Source organism: Bdellovibrio sp. HCB185ZH, assembly GCF_047302455.1.
Lineage (GTDB): Bacteria > Bdellovibrionota > Bdellovibrionia > Bdellovibrionales > Bdellovibrionaceae > Bdellovibrio.
Genome location: NZ_CP178624.1, coordinates 160344 through 180964 on the forward strand (window position 1 = coordinate 160344; position 20621 = coordinate 180964).

Genomic DNA, 20621 nt, shown 5'->3' on the forward strand with positions numbered 1-20621 from the left:
TTTTTTCTAAACTCCGAGGCCCACAATTCTGCGGGCTTCGGCACGGTCAAAGTATTCAAACTCATCCTCAATCATCTTTTCCAAATGATCCCGATCCACAATATAGATTTGCACGAAACGCAGCGTTTGCAGTTTGGGAGACGCCGTTTGAAATTTGCGGAGGATTGGTACAATGTCCGTTGTATACAGTGGAACGCGAAGACCCGTTTCACTATAAGAGGAAGAAAAGTCTGCCACTTGAGCCAATCTTTCAGAATCCTCCCGGCAGTCGTCCAGCCGTTTCATCAAATCAGACAGGGACATGGGATAGTAATGATCCGTCAGGATTTTTGATCCGCTGTAAACTTCAACTGGTGCATTCTCGCGCAGGTGAATTTCAATGCGGGCATAACAATAGCCTTTCAGATCTTTGATGTGACCACTTTCTGCAGTTAATTTGCAGGGCTGGGAAGGATCCGACATTTCAATCGTGTTGCCGCGACGTCCTCTGCGGAAATTAGAAGATGTTAGAGAGTCCTTGCTGATCGTAAAGATTTTTACGATGGCTGTGTTTGCAGGAAGTGTTGGCGAGTATTTCACTAAAACTTTGTCTGCAGCACTGGGAACATTCACCAAAATCTTTTCGACATCCTTGATATCGATATCATTGAGTGAAGACTGTGGATTGAATTCACTCCCGACATTTTCCCAAAGAATCGTATTGGTATCATGGTCGAAGTCGTTGGGATGCTGACGATCCGGACTGCAGGCAGCCAGTGAAAAAAACAAAGCAAAGCTTCCGAAAACGAATTTATTCAGGTTCATAGAACACTCTTTTGGTAAAAATATATTTAGGATGTCCAAAAAAATTCTATGAAACGCAGGAAAGAAATGTCCAACAACGAATCATGAAATCCTTGTTAGGAAAGGGTTTTTGACAGTTTTAGGAGGGGAGAAATGAACGCGATAGTGCTCACAAATGTGATGACTCAATGAGTTATATCATAAACGCCAAATTGTACATTTCCCAGTGAAGGATTAGTAAATGAAGCATGACTCAGGAATCCCTTCTTACGAAAAAAGAAATTCTAAAAATGATGGTTGGTTTTCGTCGCTTTAGAGAGCGTTTCTTCAAGAATGAACACTCTCTTTATGACAGTTTGGCGAGCACAGGTCAGAGTCCAAAAACTTTGATGATCTCTTGCAGTGACTCTCGCGTAGATCCTGCCATTTTATTTTCTTCCTCACCGGGTGAAATGTTTGTGGTTCGAAACGTTGCGAACCTGGTTCCACCTTTTGAGTCCAACATCGGTTTTCACGGGGTTTCCGCTGCAATTGAATTTGCGGTTGTTAATCTGCAAGTCGAAAACGTGGTGATCTTAGGTCACCGTCAATGCGGGGGCATTCGTTCTTTATTCCAACCCGAAGCGATCCGTGAGGGTGGATTCGTACAACAATGGATGACGATCGCCGGCGAGGCGAAAGACAAAGTTTTGAAAGCGCATCCTGAGGGCGACCTTGATTCCCATTGCCGCGAGTGTGAGAAGACTTCAATCGTGACCTCACTTGACAACCTGCGTACTTTTCCATTCATCGACTTCGCAGTGAAGAATCGTGGCTTGCAATTGATCGGTGTGTACTTCGATCTGGAAGATGGGAAACTTTCTTTCTATGACGAAGTGACCGATGGCTTCCGCGAGCTGGAAATTTCGAAAGTTCAGGTCTAACCGGAAAAGCGCTCTCAGTGCGGTAGTTGAGGGCGCTGAAAATTTGGTGCTCAAAATATAATCAGCTGATTCTTATTTTGGTAAACAAAAATCCTCTAGTTTTTTCCTAACAAAATCCTGACATTCGGCTCCAAGCATCAGATATTCCACGACATTCCACGAGTTTGCGGAAATGCAAAAAATTCAATTTGCGACTCCAATGGAGTCAGAGCTATATGGCAATTGCATTGCGTCTCGTACTCTTTTGCAATAGTTATTTTTATCCATGGGGAACACATCTATTAAAAAAACATCAGAATTATCAAATTTCTTTAACGAGATTTTCTTAAACCGCCGCCGCAAAAATCCAAAGTACTCAATGCGAGCTTTCGCTCGTGACTTGTCTTTAACACAAGGTCGTCTTTGGGAATTGATCCATGGTCGCTATATCCCGGGTACAAAAGTAACGGAGCGTATTTCCGAACTTTTGAAATTGTCACCGGAAGATAAAAGCAAAATGCAGGCGTTGATCGCTGCTGAAAAGGCACAACCCGTATCAACTATGCGTTCTGTCTCTAATGACGAGTTCGCCATGATTTCTGATTGGGAGCATTTGGCGATTTTCAATTTGATTTCGACAAAGGGTTTTGATCACACCATTAATAGTATCGTGAATCGTTTGGAAATTTCTCAACTCCAAGCGGAAGGTGCTTTGAATCGTCTGGTTGATCAAGGTTTGGTGATTGAAGAAGATGGACGTTACGTTCCAGCTTACACCAACATCACGACTCAAAATGAAGTGCCATCTGAAGTTTTGCGCGAATTCCACCGTCAAATCATCGGTCGTTCTGTGACATCGTTACAGCGTGACTCCGTAGATTCTCGCAGTATCACCAGCATGGTTTTCCCAGCAAACGTTAAGAATTTGGCAAAGGCGAAGAAAATCATCGCTGAATTCAACGTGCGCATGGCTGAACTTATGGATAAAGGCGACACAACGGAAGTGTACAGCCTAGCAGTGCAATTAGTACCAATAACAGTAGCGGGAAGGTAGGACCTTGATGAAAAGTATGAAAAGTGTTTTGTTTGTCGTATTGATGTCTTTCCCAACTCTTGGTCACGCGTGGACGTACGTGGGTAATGCAGGCAACGTGGTTGTTTGTGAAGACAAAGTTATGGGTTTTTATGATCGTTTCGAATTGAGCCTGCGTTATGACTGGGTTTGGGATCAGGAAGTCATTGAAAGTGCAGGTTCAACATCTGAATTTGATGAAGTGCAGATCGCTGCCGCCTATATCAAACGTATTCAAAGATTGAACCCTATCCTTTACGGAAAATTGAACACGTATCTTGCGACATTCATGGATGAGGTGACTTTCGTAAAAGGTTACCTGCCCAATGTTTTGGATGATGCGGGTGTGGTTGTGTTGCCAGCGAAAGATTGTTCTTTGGAACTTTTGATCGTGCAAAAGCCAGTTCAATATCCAAAGAAATCTTTGTACACGATCAATCAGATTTACTGGGATAAACTTTCAACTCAGGATCGCGCTGTGGCGATTCTTCACGAAATCATCTACCGCGTGGCTTTGTCTCGTGGAAAAGCACCGGAATCTTCGGAAGGTGTTCGTTTGATCAATGAAGTGATCTTGTCTAATAAAGTTAAAACAATGTCTGAAGATGAGTTCGCAAATCTTCTAAGATTGGTGTTCACTCCGGGTTCTCCGGGCAATCCGGCTCCTGCAAAATAGAGTCTGGTTTTCTATTCGTTTCACTTGGTTCACGATCTGAACCAAGTGAACTTTCTTGCATTTCTAATTCTGCGTTTTACGAAACCCTGTGATCCACTCGGTAAGGAAGTACACCAGGGCGGTTGCAGGGAATAAAGACCCTATGATCGTTGTCATCGTCCAGCCACCATGGGCATAAGCCCAAGCTCCCGCGAAAGAACCTAACGCTCCTCCTACGAAAATAGTCGCTATATAAAGTCCATTCAAGCGCCCCCGGTATTCTGGTTTCAAAGAAAAGATCGCGCGTTGGCCTAACACCAGCGTCGCGGTGATTCCTGCATCCAGTAAAATCGCTGAAAACACTAAAACTCCGAGCGCTGTGTAAGATCCCGGCTCCACGATGTGAGTGACAGCAAAAGAAGCAATCGCTGAAAGCATCGCAACGGCTGTGGCTTGGGTGCTCATGCCCTTGTCAGCAAGTCGTCCCGCAATGGGAGCTGAAATTGCACCGGCCACTCCGGCAAATGCGAAAATCGCAATGGCAGTTTGTGAAAGGTGATAAGTTTCACTCATCAGGTATAGCGGAGCTGCGGTCCAAAACAAGCTAAAGGCGCCAAACATACAGGCCTGATAAATCGCGCGACGACGTAAGACGGGCGTATTCACGAAAAGCTCGCCCATTGAAGCAATCAGTTTTACGTAGTGAATATTTTCCGTATGCGCAGGTTTTCGTGGAGGCAGAAATTTATAAAGAATAAATGCCATCACCGACATGAAAATCGCCGAAAGGAAAAACACCGCATGCCATGAAAGCATGTCGGTCAAAAGACTGGAGATCGGGCGAGAAAGCATAATCCCCAGCATAAGCCCGCTCATCAAGCTTCCCACCACGCGACCGCGATGGGATTCCGAAGTCATGTGGGCGGCATAGGGCACGACAATCTGTACGGCCGAGGTGCCAATTCCCAGAATCAAGGCCGCTGTCAGATACGGAATAACGTGAGTGGTAAAGGCGAGAGCCAGCAATGCTGCGACGGCGATTATCATTAAAGTAATGATGAGTTTTTTATTTTCCACCAAATCACCCAGTGGAACTAAGAATAAAACTCCCAGTCCGTAACCGATTTGCGTGAATGTCACGACCAATCCTGCTGATGATGTTGCAATGCCTAGGGCTTGGCTTATCATCGCCACGAGTGGTTGTGCATAATAAAGATTGGCTGCGATAACTCCGACAGTCAGACCTAATAATAAAGTTAAGGTTCTGGCGGGGACTTCGACGGGGGCCGAAGGGGATTCTGAATGCTTCATGGTGAAACTCCTGTTGTACCCCTCGTTCGATGGCGGGGTATGTTCGATGAATATCGAACAATACTGTTATACTCTTCGCTTGTGGATTTACAAGTTCAATGTTAGATATTTATCTAACAATGGAAACCCTCACTCATCCGAAACTTAAAGATGTCACTTTGGAGCAGGTCTTAAAAGCCCTGGGTGATCCCGTGCGTATTTCTGCGGTTAAGCAGTTATTGGCCATGAAGGGGGAGGAGAAAGTCTGTGGGACTTTTGAATATTCCATCACCAAAGCGACGTTCTCTCACCATTTAAAGATTCTGCGCGAGGCGGGGTTGATTCGTTTTCGCGACGAGGGGACAAGGCGCTTTGTCTCTTTACGGATGCAGGAAGTGAAGAAACGCTTCCCGGGTCTGATGGAGATGTTGCAAAAAGACCTATGATGCATTGCGCATTCCATGGGTTCAAGGTCCTGAAAGGGTGCAAGATCAGGGAAAAGCTGATAAATCTTAAGGACCTATGACGAATGCAAACACTCCTAAAACGACTCCATATTCTGCTGTAAAACCTGATGTCCAACTTGCGAAGCAAGAAGAGGGCATTTTAGATTTCTGGGATCAGCAAAAGATTTTCCAACAGTCACTCGATCCTAAAGGTAAAAAAACTTACAGCTTTTACGATGGTCCTCCGTTTGCGACAGGTCTTCCGCACTATGGTCACTTGCTCGCGGGTGTTTTGAAAGACGTGGTTCCTCGTTATTGGACGATGAAGGGCTACACAGTGCCTCGTCGTTTCGGTTGGGACTGTCATGGTCTTCCGGTTGAGTATGAAATCAACAAGACTCATAAAATTGAATCTCGCAAAGACGTTTTCAAAATGGGCGTGGCTGAGTACAACAATGCTTGCCGCTCGATCGTAAAACGTTATTCGACTGAGTGGAAAACCACTGTTCGCAGAGTCGGTCGTTGGGTAGATATGGAAAATCCATACTTCACGATGGATGTTTCTTTCATGCAGTCCGTGTGGTGGGTGTTTCAGGAGCTTTTCAAAAAAGGCCTGATCTATGAAGGTCATAAAGTCGTCCCTTACTCTGTAGGGATCTCAACTTCGCTTTCAAATTTCGAAGCGAATCAAAATTATAAAATGGTTCAAGACCCAGCGATCACGGTGATGTTTAAACTCATCAATCAGCCCGACACGGCTGTGATGGCTTGGACGACGACTCCTTGGACTCTTCCATCAAACATGGCATTGGCTGTGGGTTTGGAAATGGACTACGTAAAAGTTCAGGAGAAAGCTTCAGGGCGTAAACTTATTCTTGCTCAAGCTTTGCTTGCGTCTGTGTTTAAAAAACCAGATGAGGAAGTTGAAGTTTTGGAAATGATGAAAGGTTCAGCGCTTGTCGGTCTGACTTACGAACCTTTGTTCCCATATTTCGGTGATCGCGCTGAAAAAGGTGCATTCCGTATTATTTCTTCTGATCACGTAACGACGGAATCCGGTACGGGTGTTGTTCATATGGCACCAGCATTCGGTGAGGAAGACTACTATGCGTGTGCAAAAGCGGGCATCCCATTGGTCAATCCTGTTGATGACGATGGTATGTTCACAGCCGAAGTTCCTGATTATCAAGGCAAGCGTGTTAAAGAAGCGGACAAAGACATCATCGCGGCTTTGAAAGCAAAAGGAAACTTGTTCAAACAAGATACAATTCAACATAGTTACCCATACTGCTATCGTTCCGATACGCCGCTGATCTATCGTGCGGTGTCCTCTTGGTTCGTTGCGGTTGAAAAGATCAAAGAAGAATTGATCGCTAACAATAAAAACACAACATGGGTTCCGGATCATCTTCGTGATGGTCGCTTCGGTAATTGGTTGGAAGGCGCTCGTGATTGGGCGATCTCTCGTAACCGTTTCTGGGGAACTCCACTTCCGATCTGGAGAAATCCAGAAGGTGAAGTGATCTGTGTGGGTTCCCGTGCGGAGCTTGAAAAACTATCGGGCCAAAAAGTTGAAGATTTGCACATTGAATTTGTGGATAAAATCACGATTCCATCTCCAACGGGTAAATCTCCATTAAAACGCGTTGAAGGCGTTTTGGACTGCTGGTTTGAGTCGGGGTCTATGCCTTACGCTCAATGGGGTTATCCTGAAACGTCTGTGGAGGATTTCAAAAAAGCATTCCCAGCTGATTTCATCGCCGAAGGTTTGGATCAAACTCGCGGCTGGTTCTATACGCTTTCCATCATCGGGACGGCTTTGTTCAATCAGGCTCCATTCAAAAACGTTGTTGTGAATGGTTTGGTCTTGGCTGAAGACGGCCGTAAGATGTCGAAGTCTTTGAAAAACTATCCTGATCCGATGGAAGTCTTGAATCAGCATGGTGCCGATGCACTGCGCTTGTATTTGATCGACTCTCCAGTTGTGAAGGCTCAGGAGTTGAAGTTCTCGGAAAAAGGCGTTTACGATATCGTTCGTAAAATCTTGTTGAGATGGTGGAACTCGTATTCGTTCTTTGCGAACTACGCGAACATCGATGGCTTCGTTCCTAAAGGTGATGCTAAAAAATCTCCGAACATCCTGGATCAGTGGGTTCTTTCTCGTTTGAATGGTTTGATTGCGAACACTCATAAAGAGATGGACGCTTATCGCTTATACAACGTGGTTCCTCATTTGCTTCAATTCATCGAGGACCTAACGAATACGTACATCCGTTTCAATCGTTCCTTGTTCTGGCAAGAAGGCATGCCTGAAACGAAACGTTATGCTTACGAGACTTTGCATGAAGTTCTTGTGACGTTGTCTCGTTTGATGGCACCATTTGCGCCGTTCATGTCGGAAGTTACTTACAAAAACTTGTCACAGGTTCTTCCGAATAAAAAAGAATCTGTGCACTTGGAAAGCTTCCCGCCAGAAGATCTTTCTTTGCTTCGCCCAGAGCTTGAAGAAGCTGTGAAGGCGATGGATACTTTGGTAACGTTGGGTCGTAATCACCGTGAGAAAATCGGTGTGAAAGCGAAGATTCCACTCAACGAAATCAAAATCATCCACAGAAGTGCGGCGTTGCTTGAGACTTTGAAAAAATTCGAACCGTTCTTTGTTGATGAACTTAATTTCCGCAAAGTTGTTTATAACTCAAACGAAGACCAATTCGTTCAAGTCACAGCGAAGGCGAACTTCCCAGTGTTGGGTAAACGCTTGGGTCCTAAGATGAAATCAGTAGGCGCAGGCATTATGGCCTTGCCTCTTGAAAGCATCCTGAAACTTGAAACGGGTGGCTCTGTCACTGTGGATGGTGAAGAGATCACCCTGGCTGACGTAGAAATCCGCAGAGCCCCTAAAGGTGGCAACGCGAACTTGTCTGTTCATCAAGTGGTCTCCATCGAAGTAGATCCAACTGTGACGCCAGAGCAAGAACGTGAAGGTCTTGCTCGCGAAATCATGCGTAAGATCCAAGTCGCTCGTAAAACAGCCGATTTCAAACTAGATGACAAAATCACTCTAGAAATCGCCTGCGACGGCGCTTTGCTTGACGCTTTGAACGCGCACAAGGACATGATCACGTCAGAAACTTTGACTCACACATTGAATATCCTGCCACTATCTGGAATGCCAAAAGGCGCCCACGTGGATGACAGCGATATCGACGGCGAGAAAATCAAAATCGGCGTGCAAAACTAAAAGCGGTGAAAATGGCCTGACTACTTCGTTGTCGGGCCATCTCCTCGCTCCGACGAGCCAGTAGCACGCCTGCGCTGCGGGGATAACCCTCCGCCTCGTATCCAAACCATTTTGACCGCTTTTAAGAGGGCTCATGCAGAAACATGGCGAGACATTTGAATTTTCAGCGATAGGGCATGTGCAAACGCCCTTTCATGATAAATTTGGAATTCCTCGTCAGCCGGGGCTTGCGAATCCTGCGAAGGGAATCGTTAAGCTTTTGCCGGATCCTGATTTGTTGACTGCGATTCGCAGTCTGGAAGAGTTTTCTCATTTGTGGATCGTTTTTGTTTTTCATGAACATGGTGGCAAGAACTGGAAGCCGAGCATTCGTCCGCCAAGACTTGGTGGCAATCGCAAGGTCGGAGTGCTTGCTTCGCGTTCTCCGCACAGGCCGAATCCGATCGGGATGTCGGCGGTAAAAATTGAAAAAATTGATTTCGATGCCAAGGGCGGTCCTGAAATTCACGTCCATGGCGTGGATCTGCTCGATGGCACTCCGGTGCTCGATATTAAGCCCTATATTCCCTACGCAGACTCTATTCCTGAGGCGAATCCGGGTTGGGCCAGTGGTGACATCGAACGCACAGATGTGGTGTTCTCTGACGAAGCTCAAGCTGAAATCACAAGACGCGACCCTAAGAATGAAAACAATCTTCGCAATCTCATCATCAGTATTTTGGAGTTGGACCCTCGTCCTGCCTTTCAAAAGCGACAAGACCCCATCACGGATCCGAAAAGCTGGGGGCAAAGATACGGCTTTGATATTCTAGGCTGCGATGTAAAGTACGAATTAAGAGAAGGTCACTTTTACGTTTACGCGATTATGGACTTGAAATAGGTCCACTCTCCCAAGCTAAAATAGATAGATTAAATCGCAAGGAGCCTCACTTGAATCTTAAAGGCGCTATCAATTTCCGCGATCTTGGCGGGCATGTTTCCGTGCAAGGTCATCAGCTGAAAAAGGGTCAATTCTATCGTTCCGGAGCTCTTTCTAAACTCACGCCCGACGATGTCGTGCTTTTGCAAACTACAATCGGCCACGTGATTGATTTTAGAGACCCCTCGGAGGCCGCTCACGACAAAGACGTTTTGTGGGAGGGGGTAACTTACGAAAACTGCCCAGCCAATCCTGTTGCCTATCGCATGAGTGCGAATCTGGGTTCGTTTTTTACGAAGGAACATTTAGAAAATATTCCTCCGCAGTACATGGAAAAACTCTATCGTACTTTGCCGTTTGATAATCAAGCTTACCGTCGTATGTTCGGCGTGATGGATGAAATGTCAGGCAAAGGAATGCTTCAGCACTGCGCGGTCGGAAAAGACCGCACAGGTGTGGGGGCTGCCTTAATGCTTTTGGCATTGGGAGTGGATGAATCCCAAGTCATGAAGGATTATTTGCAAACTCAAACGGGTCTTGAACCTTTCCGCAATGGTCTCATGATCCAGTTTAAGAACATCCTTTCTGATAAAGCGATGGAAGGCTTTCAGTACATGATGGGTGCTCACGAGAGCTTCCTGAATGCGGCCATAGAAGAAATGAAGACTAAAGCGGGTAGTATCCAGAAATTTTTACTTACTGAATACGGTATCACCGACGAGCGCCAAGCGATGTGGCAGCAAAAATTCTTTGAATCTTAAAGACCTTTGAATCCTGACAGACGTTATGGGATAAAGAAGACCTATCTAAACGAGGTTTTCCCATGGCGTCTTTGTCCGATTATATCGACACAGCTTTTGATCTTAGCTACCTGAATTTTTCTAAATATCCTCAAACAGAAATCAAATCCATCGGAATCCTGGGCGGCGGAACTGCCGGTTACCTTGCAGCCCTTGCTTTAAAGAAATTGCACCCCAAAATTCAAACATCAGTGATTGAATCCAGCAAGATTCCCGTGATCGGTGTGGGCGAGTCGACAACGACCGAGATCGTGCCGTTCTTGCACCGTACTTTGGGAATTGATCCGCAGGAATTTTTCCAGGCGGTCCAGCCGACCATCAAATTGGGTATTCGTTTTGATTGGGGCTGTCCGGGGGATTATCATTTCAACTTTAACTTCTTTGCAGGACATCAGCAGGAAAGTTATTACTACGAAGATTCCATCAATAATGCCAACTGGGCATCGGTGTTGATGGATAATCACAAAATCCCGGTGATTCGTGAAAAAAACGGGGAGCTGATCTCCTTGTTCCAAAGCATTCCGTTTTCCTATCACATTGATAACAAGAACCTGATCCGTTTCTTGAATAACATTGTTAAGCAAAGACAAATCCCTATCATCGATGCGGTGGTAGAGAATGTTCATTTGGATGACAATGACTTCGTGACTTCCATTGAAACAGATGACGGCAAAAAGCATTCATTCGATTTGTATATTGACTGCTCGGGGTTCCGTTCGCGTATTTTGGGGCAAGCGCTAAAAACGGAATTCATTTCATACAAGTCCACGTTGCGCAATAACCGTGCGCTGACGTTTGATTTACCTAATAACAACGACATCCGTCCGTACACTCAGTGTACGACGATGCCCAATGGTTGGGCTTGGACGATTCCAATGCGCACAGAAAATCACTATGGTTATGTGCATTCGACGGATTATTGTGATGAAGAACAAGCCTTGAAAGAAGCTCGCGCCAGATTCGGTCACTTTGAAAAATACAAAATGGTGGAGTTCCGTACCGGCCGTCACAAAAAAGCTTGGAATAAAAACGTTTTTGGCTTGGGGAATGCTTACGGCTTCGTTGAGCCTTTGGAATCCACAGCCATTCAAACAGCTGTTCATAGCATCATGACGTTGTGTAAACTTATGCCGAACAACCACCAAGACAGCTCCAGCATTGCGGCGATCAATCAAGAAGTCGCAGCAACGTGGGACACCTTCCGTTGGTTCTTGGCGGTTCACTACAAATATAACAAACAAATGGATACTCAGTACTGGAAAGACTGCCGCGCGAACACTGAAATGGGTGACGCGCAAATGGTGGTGGACCTTTTCAACCAACGTGCTCCACTCAGTGCCAGCAACCTGGGAACGAATTCGCCTTACACAGCTTGTGAGGCTTTGGTTTTCAATAGCTATAGCTACGACACTTTATTGTACGGACAAAAGGCTTTGGAGCGTCCTCCGGTGCGCCCTAAGATGTCTAAGGAAGAATACGTACAGCGCACGCTGTCCTATCAGGAGCTGACTAAAAAGGCTTTAAGCCTGCATGAGCTTTTCAGCGAAGACTACCTGATCGAGGGCGGGCTGCTAGAGCAGCTGTTTGAAGATCAGGACACTTGGATCGTTGAGACAGAAGCGTAACACTCGAAAAAAACCGCGAGAAGAACGCGGTTTTTTCATTTGGGAATCATTGCGCCAGATAACAAATGTTAATTTGTGAATCCTGCCGCGATGAGGGGTGTGAAAAATATAGAAAATGGACGACTTTGCCTCTGAATCACGATAGGTGATGGGCATTAAACAAAGGACGAATCATGAAATCTGCAATTATCGCTTTCACAATGTTGTTCGCTTCACTTTCTTTCGCTGACGAGCGCGTGTTTGACTGCCAGGCTACGCAGCTTAATAAATCTGCTGATGTTCCTGCTGAGATCAACATTCAAAACAATCCAAAAGTTTTGTTCCGCCATGGTTTGCAACAATGGTCTTTGAATGTGGGTGATTATAAAATCGACACTCAAGATTTGAACGGTCCTGCGCTTTCGTTGGATATCGATTCCACTCCCGTTTCTGTGGAATACATTTTCTCAGTGGAAGCTTCCACTGAATTCGAATTGTCTATCAACGTCGTTGATCACACAGCGAAACTTTACTACTGGGGCTTGGGCGAGAAAACTCATGTGGGCAACTTTAAATGTGAAGTTGTTGAACAAGCTCGCTAGGTACGGACACACTTTCTCCAATAAAAAAAGGCTCAGCATACGCTGGGCCTTTTTTATTGGTGAAGATTATTATTGCTTGTTGCGCAAATCGCGCAGGTAAGTAAATTGGGAAACGGATTTCGCAAGTAGGAATGGATTTACGCGCAGCTCGACCGACAACTTCAAAGGCACCGAGGGTAATTCCATTTCTCGGCGGGACAGCAACTGATTTGCATACATTTCCAACTCTTCGCTGTCGCCAGTAATAGGGGAGTTGTCTAAGTTTGAAAGCATATTACAAAACGTCAGATTGGCTTCGGTGTATTCGTGGGTGCAATACACCAAGGTTTCCTCTGGCAATTTTTTGATGCGTTGAAGACTTTCGTAACCCTGTTCATAGGTTCCTTCAAACAGTCTTCCGCAGCCTAAACCAAAAAGAACATCCCCGGAAAAAAGCCATTTAAATTTTGGCTCCCAATAAGCGACGTGTCCCAAGGTATGACCAGGAAGTTCGAGCACTTGAAATTCAAAAGGTCCCTGTCGTACGGTGTGACCTTCCGCCACCCATGTGTCGGCTGTGCCAATCTGGGTTTTATTCTTCATCGGAGCATAAACCGGTGCAGGATGTTCGGTGATCAGCGAGCGTACTCCGCCCACATGATCATTGTGATGGTGAGTCAGGAGGACACCAGTAAGTTTTAAATTATTCTCTTTTAGGAAATTGGAAGTTTTTGAAGCTTCGCCAGGATCAATAACAAGAGCCTCTTGATTGTTATCATCAATCAAACAGAAGACATAGTTGTCTTCAAAGATCGGAATAAGCTCAACGCGAGGTCTTGTGTTTGCCATACAGCTCCTCAGCATATTGAATGATGCTCTTTGCAAGGTTCTGCTGACTATATTTTTCTATGCCTTCTAACCCAGGACAAGGGTTCGCTTCCAAAACCAGACTGCCTTTACGCGTTCGCAATAGATCAACACCAGAGACCTGCAGACCCAAAGTACGAATAGTTTTTAAAATCAATTCAGATTCATGAGGCTCAAGTTCGCAAGGCTCAGCGGTGGCTCCTAATGCAAGATTGCTCCGGAATTCCCCGGGGCGAGCGGTTCTTTTCATCGCGGCTTTGATTTCTCCACCGACCACGAAGGCGCGCACGTCCGTACCAAATGCTTCCGGGAAGAATTCCTGTGCGAGAAGTTCTTCGTCGCCGGTGTTTAAGAAAATATCCGCGATGGCCCGTGGATTTTCCGCTAAGAAAACCCCCTCGCCCTTGCTGGATTCCAAACGCTTGATGATCACGGGAAATTCCAAAGGAATGGTTTCTTCAAAACGGGTGATTAAGTAAGAGGAGGGGGAAGCGATATTTGCTTCGGTCAGCGCAACATAGGTGAACCATTTGTTGCGAGCCACCGTGTAGTTTTGAGACGGGTTTACGGAAAGACAACCTTGTTTTTCCAGGGCTGTTAAAACCTTCACAGCTTTGCTGAATTGAAAGCTGCTGATGCGCGGGATGATAATGTCAGGCCGGATTTTTAAGCGCGTGAGAGGCCATTCTGGATCCCACAAAAGCATCGTGTGTCCTCGAGAAACACCTTCCTCGACCAAGCGACGGCTGCTGTGAATTTCAAATTTCCGACTGAGCAGTAGTATTTTGAGATTTAGCATAACTGGCCTTGGGGCAAGTGAGGGTTTGGCCTATCATAATAGCTTATATGAAGATCAAAGTCGAACTCGACGGACGTGATTTTATTGAAGTAGAGACTGAAGGAGAAACTCCTTCGGCACCCGGTAGAGTATTGAATGTGTCTCATGTGGGATGTACTGAATTTATGGATATGATTAAGAAAATGCGCCGCTCGTTTGGTGCTGATATTTCAAAATGGCCTTTGCCAGAAGGGCAAGATCACAGCAGTCTTTTACTGCGCGAAATGGTTTTGCGTCTGCGTGGAGAGTGGCAAGCTGCGACTGGTGATACAGAGATCTGTCACTGCCGTGGTATTTCTGCGCACACTATTGATCAAGCAATTATTGCGGGAGCTCGTACTCCTGAAGTCGTGACTCGTCAGACATCGGCGAGTGCCCAATGCGGGACATGCCGTCCTGAAGTTCATAAGATGATTCAATATCGTTTGAATCAAAAAGCCTCTTAGTCTTTTTTCTCGCCTTCACTCGTGCCATTATTTTTACCTGATAAATCCTCCTGAATTTTTTCAGGGAACTGACCGGTTTTCAGGTAATGTTCCAAAAGAGGGGCTAGTTTGCGGCGGCAGGAACCACCGCACGGGCCTACACCAGCGGTGGTTGAGTCGAAGATTTCGTTCAGGGTCTTTGCGCCATCTGTAATAGCTTTCTCAATGGTCGCCCGGGACACATTGTTACAGCGGCAGATAATTTCGGTTTTCTTCTTTTGACCCATGAGCTTATGGTACGCCTGTAGAATATGCGGCTCAATGCATTATCAAAATGCACTGCGTCGAGTCGGGGGCGGGGGTGCGGGTTGATAAATTCCCGGAACTCCGGTAAAACTAATCTCCCTTTAACGGTGGAGATAGACATGTCTGTAGGTACAAACGACAAACTTCCAATGACAGTTCGCGGAAAAGCTATGCTTGAGGCAGAGCTTAAGAAGCTATTGTTAGAGGAAAGACCATCTGTCATCGCAGCTATCGAAGAAGCTCGCGCTCAAGGCGATATCTCTGAGAACGCTGAATATGAATCCGCTAAAGAGCGCCAATCTATGATCGAAGGCCGTATTGCTGAAATCCAAGGCAAATTGGCAGGTGCAGAAGTGATCGACGTTTCCACGATCAAAGCGGACCGTGTTGTTTTCGGTGCACACGTGAAAGCCGTTGATACAGAATCTGAAGAAGAAGTCGCTTACCAGATCGTTGGTATCGACGAAGCTGACGTTAAAAAAGGCATGATTTCTGTTCTTTCTCCGTTGGCTCGCGCGCTGATCGGGAAAAAAGTGGGCGACACTGTAACAGTGCAAAGCCCTAAAGGTGACAAGGAATTCGAAATCCTTCACTTCGAATACAAATAGCCTCCTACGCCAAGGCTTCAGCGGCCGAGGCCTTTTTTGCTTGGCGAGTTTGATCTTTCGATTCAAGATAGGTCATGGATCGCCGACACCGCTCTGATAAATATTTGATCTCTGAACAGCCAGGTATGAAAATCCTTTTAACGGGTTTGATCCTGGCTTTTCTTATTGGCTATACGACAAAATCAGTTCTTTCTCCTGCGCGAATTAAAGCGCAATTGGAAAAGGCCGCCAGCCACATTCACAAAGACATTAAAGTCTCATTTGATTCAGCAGAGCTCAGTCTTGCAGACGGAATTTTACCGCGATTCGCGATCGTGATTAAGCAAGTGCGTATGGAATCAGATCTGGCGTGCTGGATGTCTCCAGTTCTTGAGATTGATGAAATGCGCCTGCCGGTGTCCGTGTGGGGACTTATCACCAAAGAGTCGCCGATCAAAACCATTGATGCTGACAACATTCAGCTGACATTGCGGGGAACGATTGATGCCTGTGAAAAAGAAAAGCAGGAATTAAAGCAAGCTGCGGCTGACGGGGAAAAAGAACAAACACCGCTGGTGACATTAAGTCCCTCCGAGCAAGCCGACAAGTACCGCAATGACATCCGCGGTTTAAATATTCAAAGTTTTAAAATCATCTCGGCTCAGTATCCGCAGTATCCTTCGGAGCTTTTAAGTTTCAAAGCATCAGTGAAGTCCTTTGAACCGCGTGTGGTGGAAGTTCATGCGAAAACAAATTTCCTGCGTGATGAAACGGTGGGGGATTACCTGTCCCATGCGAACTTGTTTTTGGAATACAAAGAAGTTCCAGAACAATCTTTGCAAGCCCACTTTTTCGGAAACTGGCGCGAAGGGCATTACTCTGTGATTGCCCATTACTCTTTGGCGGATCATTTACTAAATGTTGAAACCGATATGAAGCATATTCCTTTAAGTCAGGTGCTGCAGGTTTTGCAAAAGTACGATCTGGTTTCTACAGACTTGAACGGCAAGCAGGTTTGGGTTTCCGCGAAAGCTCGCATGACCGGTGAGGCTGAGAAATTAAAATCAGCTCCTTTGGAAGTAAAAGACTTCCGTATCGAAGGTGACCTGGGCGAGATGAGTATTGATCAGGCGTCGTTCACGTCAGTGGACCCGCTTCGTTACAAACCTCTGTTGGTGGATATTCAAAATATGCGCATCGATAAGTTGATGGCTTTTATCAATCGCCCGCAGAAGGCGCGCATCTTTGGTGATTTGGGATCTTTCACCGGACAGGCGGAGTTCGTGTCGGAACGGGATATCCGTTTAGTGGGAGAGCATCACGGTTTGCAGTTTATTTTCTCCAATAAAAGCGAACGGGAAATTCAAATCGTCGATCGCCTGGCGGGAGAAATGTCTCTGAAGGGCGACACCTGGAATATCGCTGTCACCCGCGCGGAACCTCGTGGTGGGAAATTTATCGGCAATGTGAAAGTGAAAGCAGATCGTGATTTTAAAGATGTGAGCTTCAATGCCAACATCGACGAAGTGACGTTGGCTCCCGCAGTACAAGCATTGATGACGGATGGGGGAGAGATCGGCACGTTGACGTTGAATGCCGAAGCCCGCATGACCGAAGGCAAAGTCTCTTCGGTTCATGGTTCGGCACAGCTAGATAATTTGGATGTCGAAGGCATGACTTTTGTAAAATCCAAAGCCAAGTTTGATCTGAAGCAAAAAGACGTCGTGATTTTAGCTCAAGCGCAAAGCATGGTTGTCGAAGACGATTCCGTCGGTGTCGAGGTGTTTGGCAAAGTGACGAGTCCTGATTGGTGGGTGAGCCAAAAACTTTCCCTGCGTGATTTGAATGGTGAAGTTCACTGGAAAAATGATCAAAGCGTGCAGTGGAAAAACGTAAAGGCCAAAGTCGATAAAGACAAAGAGCTTGAGACCTCAGGGGCCTGGGATCAATTCGGCATGCTTTCGGGACGCGTGAATTCCCGCGCTGGAAAATCCCTGCAAGTTTTAAAAATTGGCGGCAGTCGTGATTTGCCGACTTTTGAGCTTGATGCTCACGCGAACACGCGCAAATGATTCTTTTACTAATCCTTCTTATTCTGGTGATCGCGGTTTTGCTCTATAAGCATTTCTTTTGGAAAGCAGACCCCTGGCCTGAAGGGGGCTTGAAGCCTCCGTCATATCAAGGACATCGTGGATACTGGAAGGGTGGAGCTCAGGAAAACTCTTTAGCGTCCTTTAAAGCAGCGAAAGAGCGCGGTCTGCAGATGGTTGAGATGGATGTCCGTCTGTCGAAGGACGGCCATGTGGTGGTCTTTCATGATGATGATTTAAAGCGCATCATCGGTGACGCCCGACGGGTGGAAGATGTCACGGCTGCGGAACTGGAACGTATCGCAAACATTCCTACGTTGCGTGAAGTTTTATTAAGTAAAGATGTGCCGCCGTTTTTGAATATTGAACTCAAGACCAACAAGTCCACCGATCGCAGCCTGGAGGCGAAAGTCGTTCGAGTGATACACGAAACGGAATCCGCTTCGCGCATTTTGTTTTCAAGCTTTAATCCCTTGGCTATTCGTGAATTGCACAGGCTTTTACCCAAAGTACCGCGGGCCTTGTTGGCGACGAAGGAAAAAGATCCCACCAATCGTTGGTATTTGAAATTGTTGGTCTTAGCTCCCTATATTCACGCAAACATCCTGCACTTAGATCATCGCTTCGTAAGCACCGAAGACCTGCGCAAATACGTGAAGCGGGGAATCCCAGTCAGTTTTTGGACGGTGAATGAACAATCCCGTGCAGATGAACTGTTAGCAAACGGCGCGCAATCTATCATCAGCGACACTCTCGTACCGAAAGTTTAAGTCCGATTTTTCCGATTAACATCGGCGGACCAACGCACGCAGCTGCTCAAGCGGAGTTCGCTTATTAATTGAATTCACTTCTCGTCGGAAAATTTTGAATCGACGCATCCAGTTACCGAAGCGGAGGTGATCTGTTACGTTCTGTTTGATGCAATCAGCAACCGGAGCGGCAGTGAATCTTGAAATTGTGTTAGCAAAAATCCTAACAGTGTCGCGCTCCCGTGAACTTTTTGTTGGTCGTACGCAAGCGATCATCAGTGATACGTTCGTTGCGTAAGGGTGCTCTCAAAATGCAAAAGTATAATGAGAGCGGGGTTAACAATTCCTGTCTTATGCTGATTTCGTCGACATAGTTTTTTCGTCCATTTCCAATTTTAAGATATCTCGCATTTGGCACAGACTGAGCAAGGTCGGTTGTGAAAGTTAATGTCAAAGAAAAATAAATTTAAAGGAGATATCTTTATGAAAACGTATTCAAAATTTCTTGTTAGCGCGATGATTGGTTTAATGTCCGTTTCGGCTCATGCTTTTAACCCGGAAACAGCCTCTCTCACTTCGGCGGAAATTGTTTTAGTCCGTCCTGATTGTGATTCGTGCGAGGTTGGTGGTAATGGAATCGCCCTAGGTAACAGTGTCTATGATGAAGCTCCTGCCGAGATCAGATTGGTTTCGCATGATGATCAAATGAACAGCCGTGAGGTCACTGTACCGGTATTAATTCGTATGAAAACGAATGGACTCCTACTTCGCATTCACTCAGGCTCAGCGTTGGCTTTGCATGGTTTAAATGGGAAATCTCTTGAATCGGTTTTGGGAACTTATCGTGGCGGCACGATCGGAGTTGGAGCTCTCGCAAATTTAGGAGCTCGTGCATTTTTTCACACGGGTAAACCCGGCATTTTCATTGTGGATATTCAGTCGCTCTTTTTTGGTTTCGGTGTTGAACTTTCTTTCAATAAAGTGATGATTGTTCCAAGGAATGAAGCTGCAAATGTGTCCGTGAGTGTATCTGACCAAGGATCTAACCAAACAACTGAACAGATCCTTACTTTGCCAGACGCTTTGAAAATTCAGTTGTAGTACCTCACTCATCTCAAAAACAAAAAAGCCTTCCGGGTTTTCCAGGAAGGCTTTTTTTTATTCAAAAATTTCGAAAACAATTAAGAGTTGTGTGGCTCTTTGTTTGTTTGCGTTTGATTCATTTGCTGACCGTGATTTTGTTGGTGGGACACTTGTTGTGGCGCCACTTTTTCGTCAGCATCAATTTCGTTCAAGCCTTTTTTGAAGCCACGGATGGCTTGACCCAAAGAAGAACCCAATTGAGGTAGTTTGCTTGGACCAAAGAAGACCAAGAAAACTAGTGCGATGAGAAGAAGATGTGTAAGGCTTAATGAACCCATTTTAAATCTCCCGATTCCAAAGAATCACACAACTAAGAGTTGTGCGGATCTTTCTGGCTTTGAGTTTGGTTAACTTGTTGGCTTTGTTGTTGTTGATGAGAAACCTGTTGGTTGTTGACGTTGTCTTTGATGTCTTTTGCATCAACGTCAATTTCGTTCAAACCTTGTTTGAACCCACGGATAGCTTTACCCATAGATTGACCTAGTTGTGGTAGACGGCTTGGTCCAAAAAAGATCAAAAAGATCAGGCCAAGTAAAAGAAGATGTGTAAGGCTAAACTCACCCATTGAAAGGCTCCTCCCAGAGGTTTTAATCAGTCTACACGTTTTAGACCGCTCAGGGAGGAAAATCAATCCAAGACTAGGGATTATTGGGCTGTAGTCTCATTTAAATCGTTTTGGTCGGGAAGAGCGACCTCATTTTCTAGCGCCGCGTCTGAGGACTGATTAGCTACGACGGCATTCTCGTCAGAGCTATTCATGTTCACTGGAGCAGTCTCAGATTGGTTCACGGCCTTAGCGGGAAGCTCCTTGGCTACACTCTTGGCTGGTTTCGCCGCATTAGCAGTGTTATTCGCATTCACATTTGATGAGCCTTTTTTAAGAGCCTTAAGCTTCTTATCGTATTTGGCTTTTACGGCTGCCAGGTCTTTTTGATAGGCCTCGCGGATCGATTTCACCTGCGCTGTATTGTACTCATCCATGCAACCAGAATAAGTGGAAGCAGCGATTTCCTTCGCTTTTGCACGGCACATGACCTCACCAGAGGCGGGTGTTGAGTTCGCTGCCGCAAAAGTATTATTGGCAAAAAGAATTGTGAAAACAAAAGACAAGACAGTTTTCATAAAGACTCCCATGGAAAATCTAGGAGTTGCTATTCCAAGTTCCATGCCTGGATATGCTCTATCAGATTGCAGGACAGAGGGGGGAGTGGGTGGATTTTTCACTGAGTGTACAGCAAATTGGCAGTTGGCGCGGCGGTTTGAAGGGCGAGGGCCGGAGCCTGCAATTCCGTGACACAGCGTCGTGCTTCACCGTCGCCGCCT

At 45.9% G+C, this 20621-nt stretch carries 23 protein-coding genes; 15 read left to right on the top strand and 8 right to left on the bottom strand.

All coding sequences use genetic code 11. The features are described from left to right. Positions 1 to 6: 6 nt before the first annotated feature. On the bottom strand, positions 7 to 804 hold the full coding sequence (locus ACLSU7_RS00735) for a DUF4476 domain-containing protein (protein WP_413293606.1): 798 nt from the start codon (positions 802 to 804) through the stop codon (positions 7 to 9). Between the two features lie 227 nt (positions 805 to 1031). On the opposite strand from ACLSU7_RS00735, the gene ACLSU7_RS00740 reads away from it, so the two are divergent. The 3 genes from ACLSU7_RS00740 (at position 1032) to ACLSU7_RS00750 (ending at position 3433) form a co-directional block, all read left to right on the top strand. Further along, positions 1032 to 1706, top strand: coding sequence for a carbonic anhydrase (locus tag ACLSU7_RS00740; protein ID WP_413293607.1), 675 nt, complete (start codon positions 1032 to 1034; stop codon positions 1704 to 1706). Between the two features lie 265 nt (positions 1707 to 1971). Beyond that, positions 1972 to 2739, top strand: a complete 768-nt coding sequence (locus ACLSU7_RS00745) for a TIGR02147 family protein (RefSeq protein ID WP_413293608.1) — start codon at positions 1972 to 1974, stop codon at positions 2737 to 2739. 7 nt (positions 2740 to 2746) lie between these two features. Beyond that, a complete protein-coding gene (locus tag ACLSU7_RS00750) occupies positions 2747 to 3433 on the top strand; it encodes a hypothetical protein (RefSeq protein ID WP_413293609.1) in 687 nt (228 codons plus the stop codon). Between the two features lie 63 nt (positions 3434 to 3496). Here the strand turns inward: ACLSU7_RS00750 and ACLSU7_RS00755 are convergent, their stop codons facing one another. After that, positions 3497 to 4723, bottom strand: a complete 1227-nt coding sequence (locus ACLSU7_RS00755; RefSeq protein ID WP_413293610.1) for an MFS transporter — start codon at positions 4721 to 4723, stop codon at positions 3497 to 3499. A 98-nt stretch (positions 4724 to 4821) separates the two neighbouring features. On the opposite strand from ACLSU7_RS00755, the gene ACLSU7_RS00760 reads away from it, so the two are divergent. From ACLSU7_RS00760 to ACLSU7_RS00785, 6 genes are all read left to right on the top strand, one after another. Continuing rightward, positions 4822 to 5148, top strand: a complete 327-nt coding sequence (locus tag ACLSU7_RS00760; protein ID WP_413293611.1) for an ArsR/SmtB family transcription factor — start codon at positions 4822 to 4824, stop codon at positions 5146 to 5148. A gap of 76 nt (positions 5149 to 5224) precedes the next feature. Then, complete coding sequence (ileS, locus tag ACLSU7_RS00765; protein ID WP_413293612.1) at positions 5225 to 8389, top strand: isoleucine--tRNA ligase; 3165 nt, start codon at positions 5225 to 5227, stop codon at positions 8387 to 8389. A gap of 133 nt (positions 8390 to 8522) precedes the next feature. Continuing rightward, entirely contained in the window at positions 8523 to 9269 is a 747-nt protein-coding gene (gene tsaA, locus ACLSU7_RS00770) for a tRNA (N6-threonylcarbamoyladenosine(37)-N6)-methyltransferase TrmO (protein ID WP_413293613.1), read from the top strand. Between the two features lie 50 nt (positions 9270 to 9319). Next, positions 9320 to 10069 carry a tyrosine-protein phosphatase gene (locus ACLSU7_RS00775; RefSeq protein WP_413293614.1) on the top strand — a complete coding sequence of 250 codons (750 nt, stop codon included), beginning with the start codon at positions 9320 to 9322 and terminating at the stop codon, positions 10067 to 10069. A 62-nt stretch (positions 10070 to 10131) separates the two neighbouring features. Then, on the top strand, positions 10132 to 11733 hold the full coding sequence (locus tag ACLSU7_RS00780; protein ID WP_413293615.1) for a tryptophan halogenase family protein: 1602 nt from the start codon (positions 10132 to 10134) through the stop codon (positions 11731 to 11733). A gap of 173 nt (positions 11734 to 11906) precedes the next feature. Further along, the gene (locus ACLSU7_RS00785) at positions 11907 to 12314 is read left to right on the top strand and encodes a hypothetical protein (protein ID WP_413293616.1); all 408 of its coding nucleotides are present in this window, start codon (positions 11907 to 11909) and stop codon (positions 12312 to 12314) included. Between the two features lie 69 nt (positions 12315 to 12383). Here the strand turns inward: ACLSU7_RS00785 and gloB are convergent, their stop codons facing one another. Then, a complete protein-coding gene (gloB, locus tag ACLSU7_RS00790; RefSeq protein WP_413293617.1) occupies positions 12384 to 13142 on the bottom strand; it encodes a hydroxyacylglutathione hydrolase in 759 nt (252 codons plus the stop codon). Then, positions 13117 to 13959: an ATP-grasp domain-containing protein gene (locus tag ACLSU7_RS00795; protein WP_413293618.1), complete on the bottom strand. Its 843-nt coding sequence runs from the start codon at positions 13957 to 13959 to the stop codon at positions 13117 to 13119. Before ACLSU7_RS00795 ends, gloB begins: the two co-directional genes overlap by 26 nt. A gap of 47 nt (positions 13960 to 14006) precedes the next feature. Here ACLSU7_RS00795 and ACLSU7_RS00800 point away from each other — a divergent pair, with 47 nt between their 5' ends. Next, positions 14007 to 14444 carry a bacterioferritin-associated ferredoxin gene (locus ACLSU7_RS00800; protein ID WP_413293619.1) on the top strand — a complete coding sequence of 146 codons (438 nt, stop codon included), beginning with the start codon at positions 14007 to 14009 and terminating at the stop codon, positions 14442 to 14444. On the opposite strand, the gene ACLSU7_RS00805 is transcribed toward ACLSU7_RS00800, so the two are convergent. Then, positions 14441 to 14710 carry a (2Fe-2S)-binding protein gene (locus ACLSU7_RS00805; protein ID WP_413293620.1) on the bottom strand — a complete coding sequence of 90 codons (270 nt, stop codon included), beginning with the start codon at positions 14708 to 14710 and terminating at the stop codon, positions 14441 to 14443. The two genes, ACLSU7_RS00800 and ACLSU7_RS00805, sit on opposite strands and share 4 nt — an antisense overlap. Before the next feature lie 138 nt (positions 14711 to 14848). Here ACLSU7_RS00805 and greA point away from each other — a divergent pair, with 138 nt between their 5' ends. The 5 genes from greA to ACLSU7_RS00830 all read left to right on the top strand — a co-directional run bounded on the left by greA (position 14849) and on the right by ACLSU7_RS00830 (position 19256). Next, complete coding sequence (greA, locus tag ACLSU7_RS00810) at positions 14849 to 15337, top strand: transcription elongation factor GreA (RefSeq protein WP_217897677.1); 489 nt, start codon at positions 14849 to 14851, stop codon at positions 15335 to 15337. Between the two features lie 74 nt (positions 15338 to 15411). Beyond that, positions 15412 to 17388 carry a hypothetical protein gene (locus tag ACLSU7_RS00815; protein WP_413293621.1) on the top strand — a complete coding sequence of 659 codons (1977 nt, stop codon included), beginning with the start codon at positions 15412 to 15414 and terminating at the stop codon, positions 17386 to 17388. Continuing rightward, positions 17385 to 18176, top strand: a complete 792-nt coding sequence (locus tag ACLSU7_RS00820) for a glycerophosphodiester phosphodiesterase (protein ID WP_413293622.1) — start codon at positions 17385 to 17387, stop codon at positions 18174 to 18176. The genes ACLSU7_RS00815 and ACLSU7_RS00820 overlap by 4 nt, the downstream gene beginning before the upstream one ends. Positions 18177 to 18324: 148 nt before the next feature. After that, positions 18325 to 18453, top strand: coding sequence for a hypothetical protein (locus ACLSU7_RS00825; RefSeq protein WP_413293623.1), 129 nt, complete (start codon positions 18325 to 18327; stop codon positions 18451 to 18453). A 185-nt stretch (positions 18454 to 18638) separates the two neighbouring features. Further along, on the top strand, positions 18639 to 19256 hold the full coding sequence (locus ACLSU7_RS00830) for a hypothetical protein (protein WP_413293624.1): 618 nt from the start codon (positions 18639 to 18641) through the stop codon (positions 19254 to 19256). A gap of 80 nt (positions 19257 to 19336) precedes the next feature. On the opposite strand, the gene ACLSU7_RS00835 is transcribed toward ACLSU7_RS00830, so the two are convergent. The 3 genes from ACLSU7_RS00835 to ACLSU7_RS00845 all read right to left on the bottom strand — a co-directional run bounded on the left by ACLSU7_RS00835 (position 19337) and on the right by ACLSU7_RS00845 (position 20420). Continuing rightward, entirely contained in the window at positions 19337 to 19576 is a 240-nt protein-coding gene (locus tag ACLSU7_RS00835; protein WP_413293625.1) for a twin-arginine translocase TatA/TatE family subunit, read from the bottom strand. A 32-nt stretch (positions 19577 to 19608) separates the two neighbouring features. Beyond that, positions 19609 to 19863 (bottom strand): twin-arginine translocase TatA/TatE family subunit, encoded by a 255-nt coding sequence (tatA, locus tag ACLSU7_RS00840; RefSeq protein WP_413293626.1) that lies wholly within the window; start codon positions 19861 to 19863, stop codon positions 19609 to 19611. An 80-nt stretch (positions 19864 to 19943) separates the two neighbouring features. Continuing rightward, positions 19944 to 20420, bottom strand: coding sequence for a hypothetical protein (locus ACLSU7_RS00845; protein ID WP_413293627.1), 477 nt, complete (start codon positions 20418 to 20420; stop codon positions 19944 to 19946). Positions 20421 to 20621 lie beyond the last annotated feature (201 nt).

Coding starts and splice junctions, on each gene's coding strand:
- ACLSU7_RS00735 (WP_413293606.1), bottom strand. CDS start 804: ATGAACCTGAATAAATTCGTTTTCGGAAGCTTTGCTTTGTTTTTTTCA.
- ACLSU7_RS00740 (WP_413293607.1), top strand. CDS start 1,032: ATGACTCAGGAATCCCTTCTTACGAAAAAAGAAATTCTAAAAATGATG.
- ACLSU7_RS00745 (WP_413293608.1), top strand. CDS start 1,972: ATGGGGAACACATCTATTAAAAAAACATCAGAATTATCAAATTTCTTT.
- ACLSU7_RS00750 (WP_413293609.1), top strand. CDS start 2,747: ATGAAAAGTATGAAAAGTGTTTTGTTTGTCGTATTGATGTCTTTCCCA.
- ACLSU7_RS00755 (WP_413293610.1), bottom strand. CDS start 4,723: ATGAAGCATTCAGAATCCCCTTCGGCCCCCGTCGAAGTCCCCGCCAGA.
- ACLSU7_RS00760 (WP_413293611.1), top strand. CDS start 4,822: ATGTTAGATATTTATCTAACAATGGAAACCCTCACTCATCCGAAACTT.
- ileS (WP_413293612.1), top strand. CDS start 5,225: ATGACGAATGCAAACACTCCTAAAACGACTCCATATTCTGCTGTAAAA.
- tsaA (WP_413293613.1), top strand. CDS start 8,523: ATGCAGAAACATGGCGAGACATTTGAATTTTCAGCGATAGGGCATGTG.
- ACLSU7_RS00780 (WP_413293615.1), top strand. CDS start 10,132: ATGGCGTCTTTGTCCGATTATATCGACACAGCTTTTGATCTTAGCTAC.
- ACLSU7_RS00785 (WP_413293616.1), top strand. CDS start 11,907: ATGAAATCTGCAATTATCGCTTTCACAATGTTGTTCGCTTCACTTTCT.
- gloB (WP_413293617.1), bottom strand. CDS start 13,142: ATGGCAAACACAAGACCTCGCGTTGAGCTTATTCCGATCTTTGAAGAC.
- ACLSU7_RS00795 (WP_413293618.1), bottom strand. CDS start 13,959: ATGCTAAATCTCAAAATACTACTGCTCAGTCGGAAATTTGAAATTCAC.
- ACLSU7_RS00800 (WP_413293619.1), top strand. CDS start 14,007: ATGAAGATCAAAGTCGAACTCGACGGACGTGATTTTATTGAAGTAGAG.
- ACLSU7_RS00805 (WP_413293620.1), bottom strand. CDS start 14,710: ATGGGTCAAAAGAAGAAAACCGAAATTATCTGCCGCTGTAACAATGTG.
- greA (WP_217897677.1), top strand. CDS start 14,849: ATGTCTGTAGGTACAAACGACAAACTTCCAATGACAGTTCGCGGAAAA.
- ACLSU7_RS00815 (WP_413293621.1), top strand. CDS start 15,412: ATGGATCGCCGACACCGCTCTGATAAATATTTGATCTCTGAACAGCCA.
- ACLSU7_RS00820 (WP_413293622.1), top strand. CDS start 17,385: ATGATTCTTTTACTAATCCTTCTTATTCTGGTGATCGCGGTTTTGCTC.
- ACLSU7_RS00825 (WP_413293623.1), top strand. CDS start 18,325: ATGCAATCAGCAACCGGAGCGGCAGTGAATCTTGAAATTGTGTTAGCA.
- ACLSU7_RS00830 (WP_413293624.1), top strand. CDS start 18,639: ATGAAAACGTATTCAAAATTTCTTGTTAGCGCGATGATTGGTTTAATG.
- ACLSU7_RS00835 (WP_413293625.1), bottom strand. CDS start 19,576: ATGGGTTCATTAAGCCTTACACATCTTCTTCTCATCGCACTAGTTTTC.
- tatA (WP_413293626.1), bottom strand. CDS start 19,863: ATGGGTGAGTTTAGCCTTACACATCTTCTTTTACTTGGCCTGATCTTT.
- ACLSU7_RS00845 (WP_413293627.1), bottom strand. CDS start 20,420: ATGAAAACTGTCTTGTCTTTTGTTTTCACAATTCTTTTTGCCAATAAT.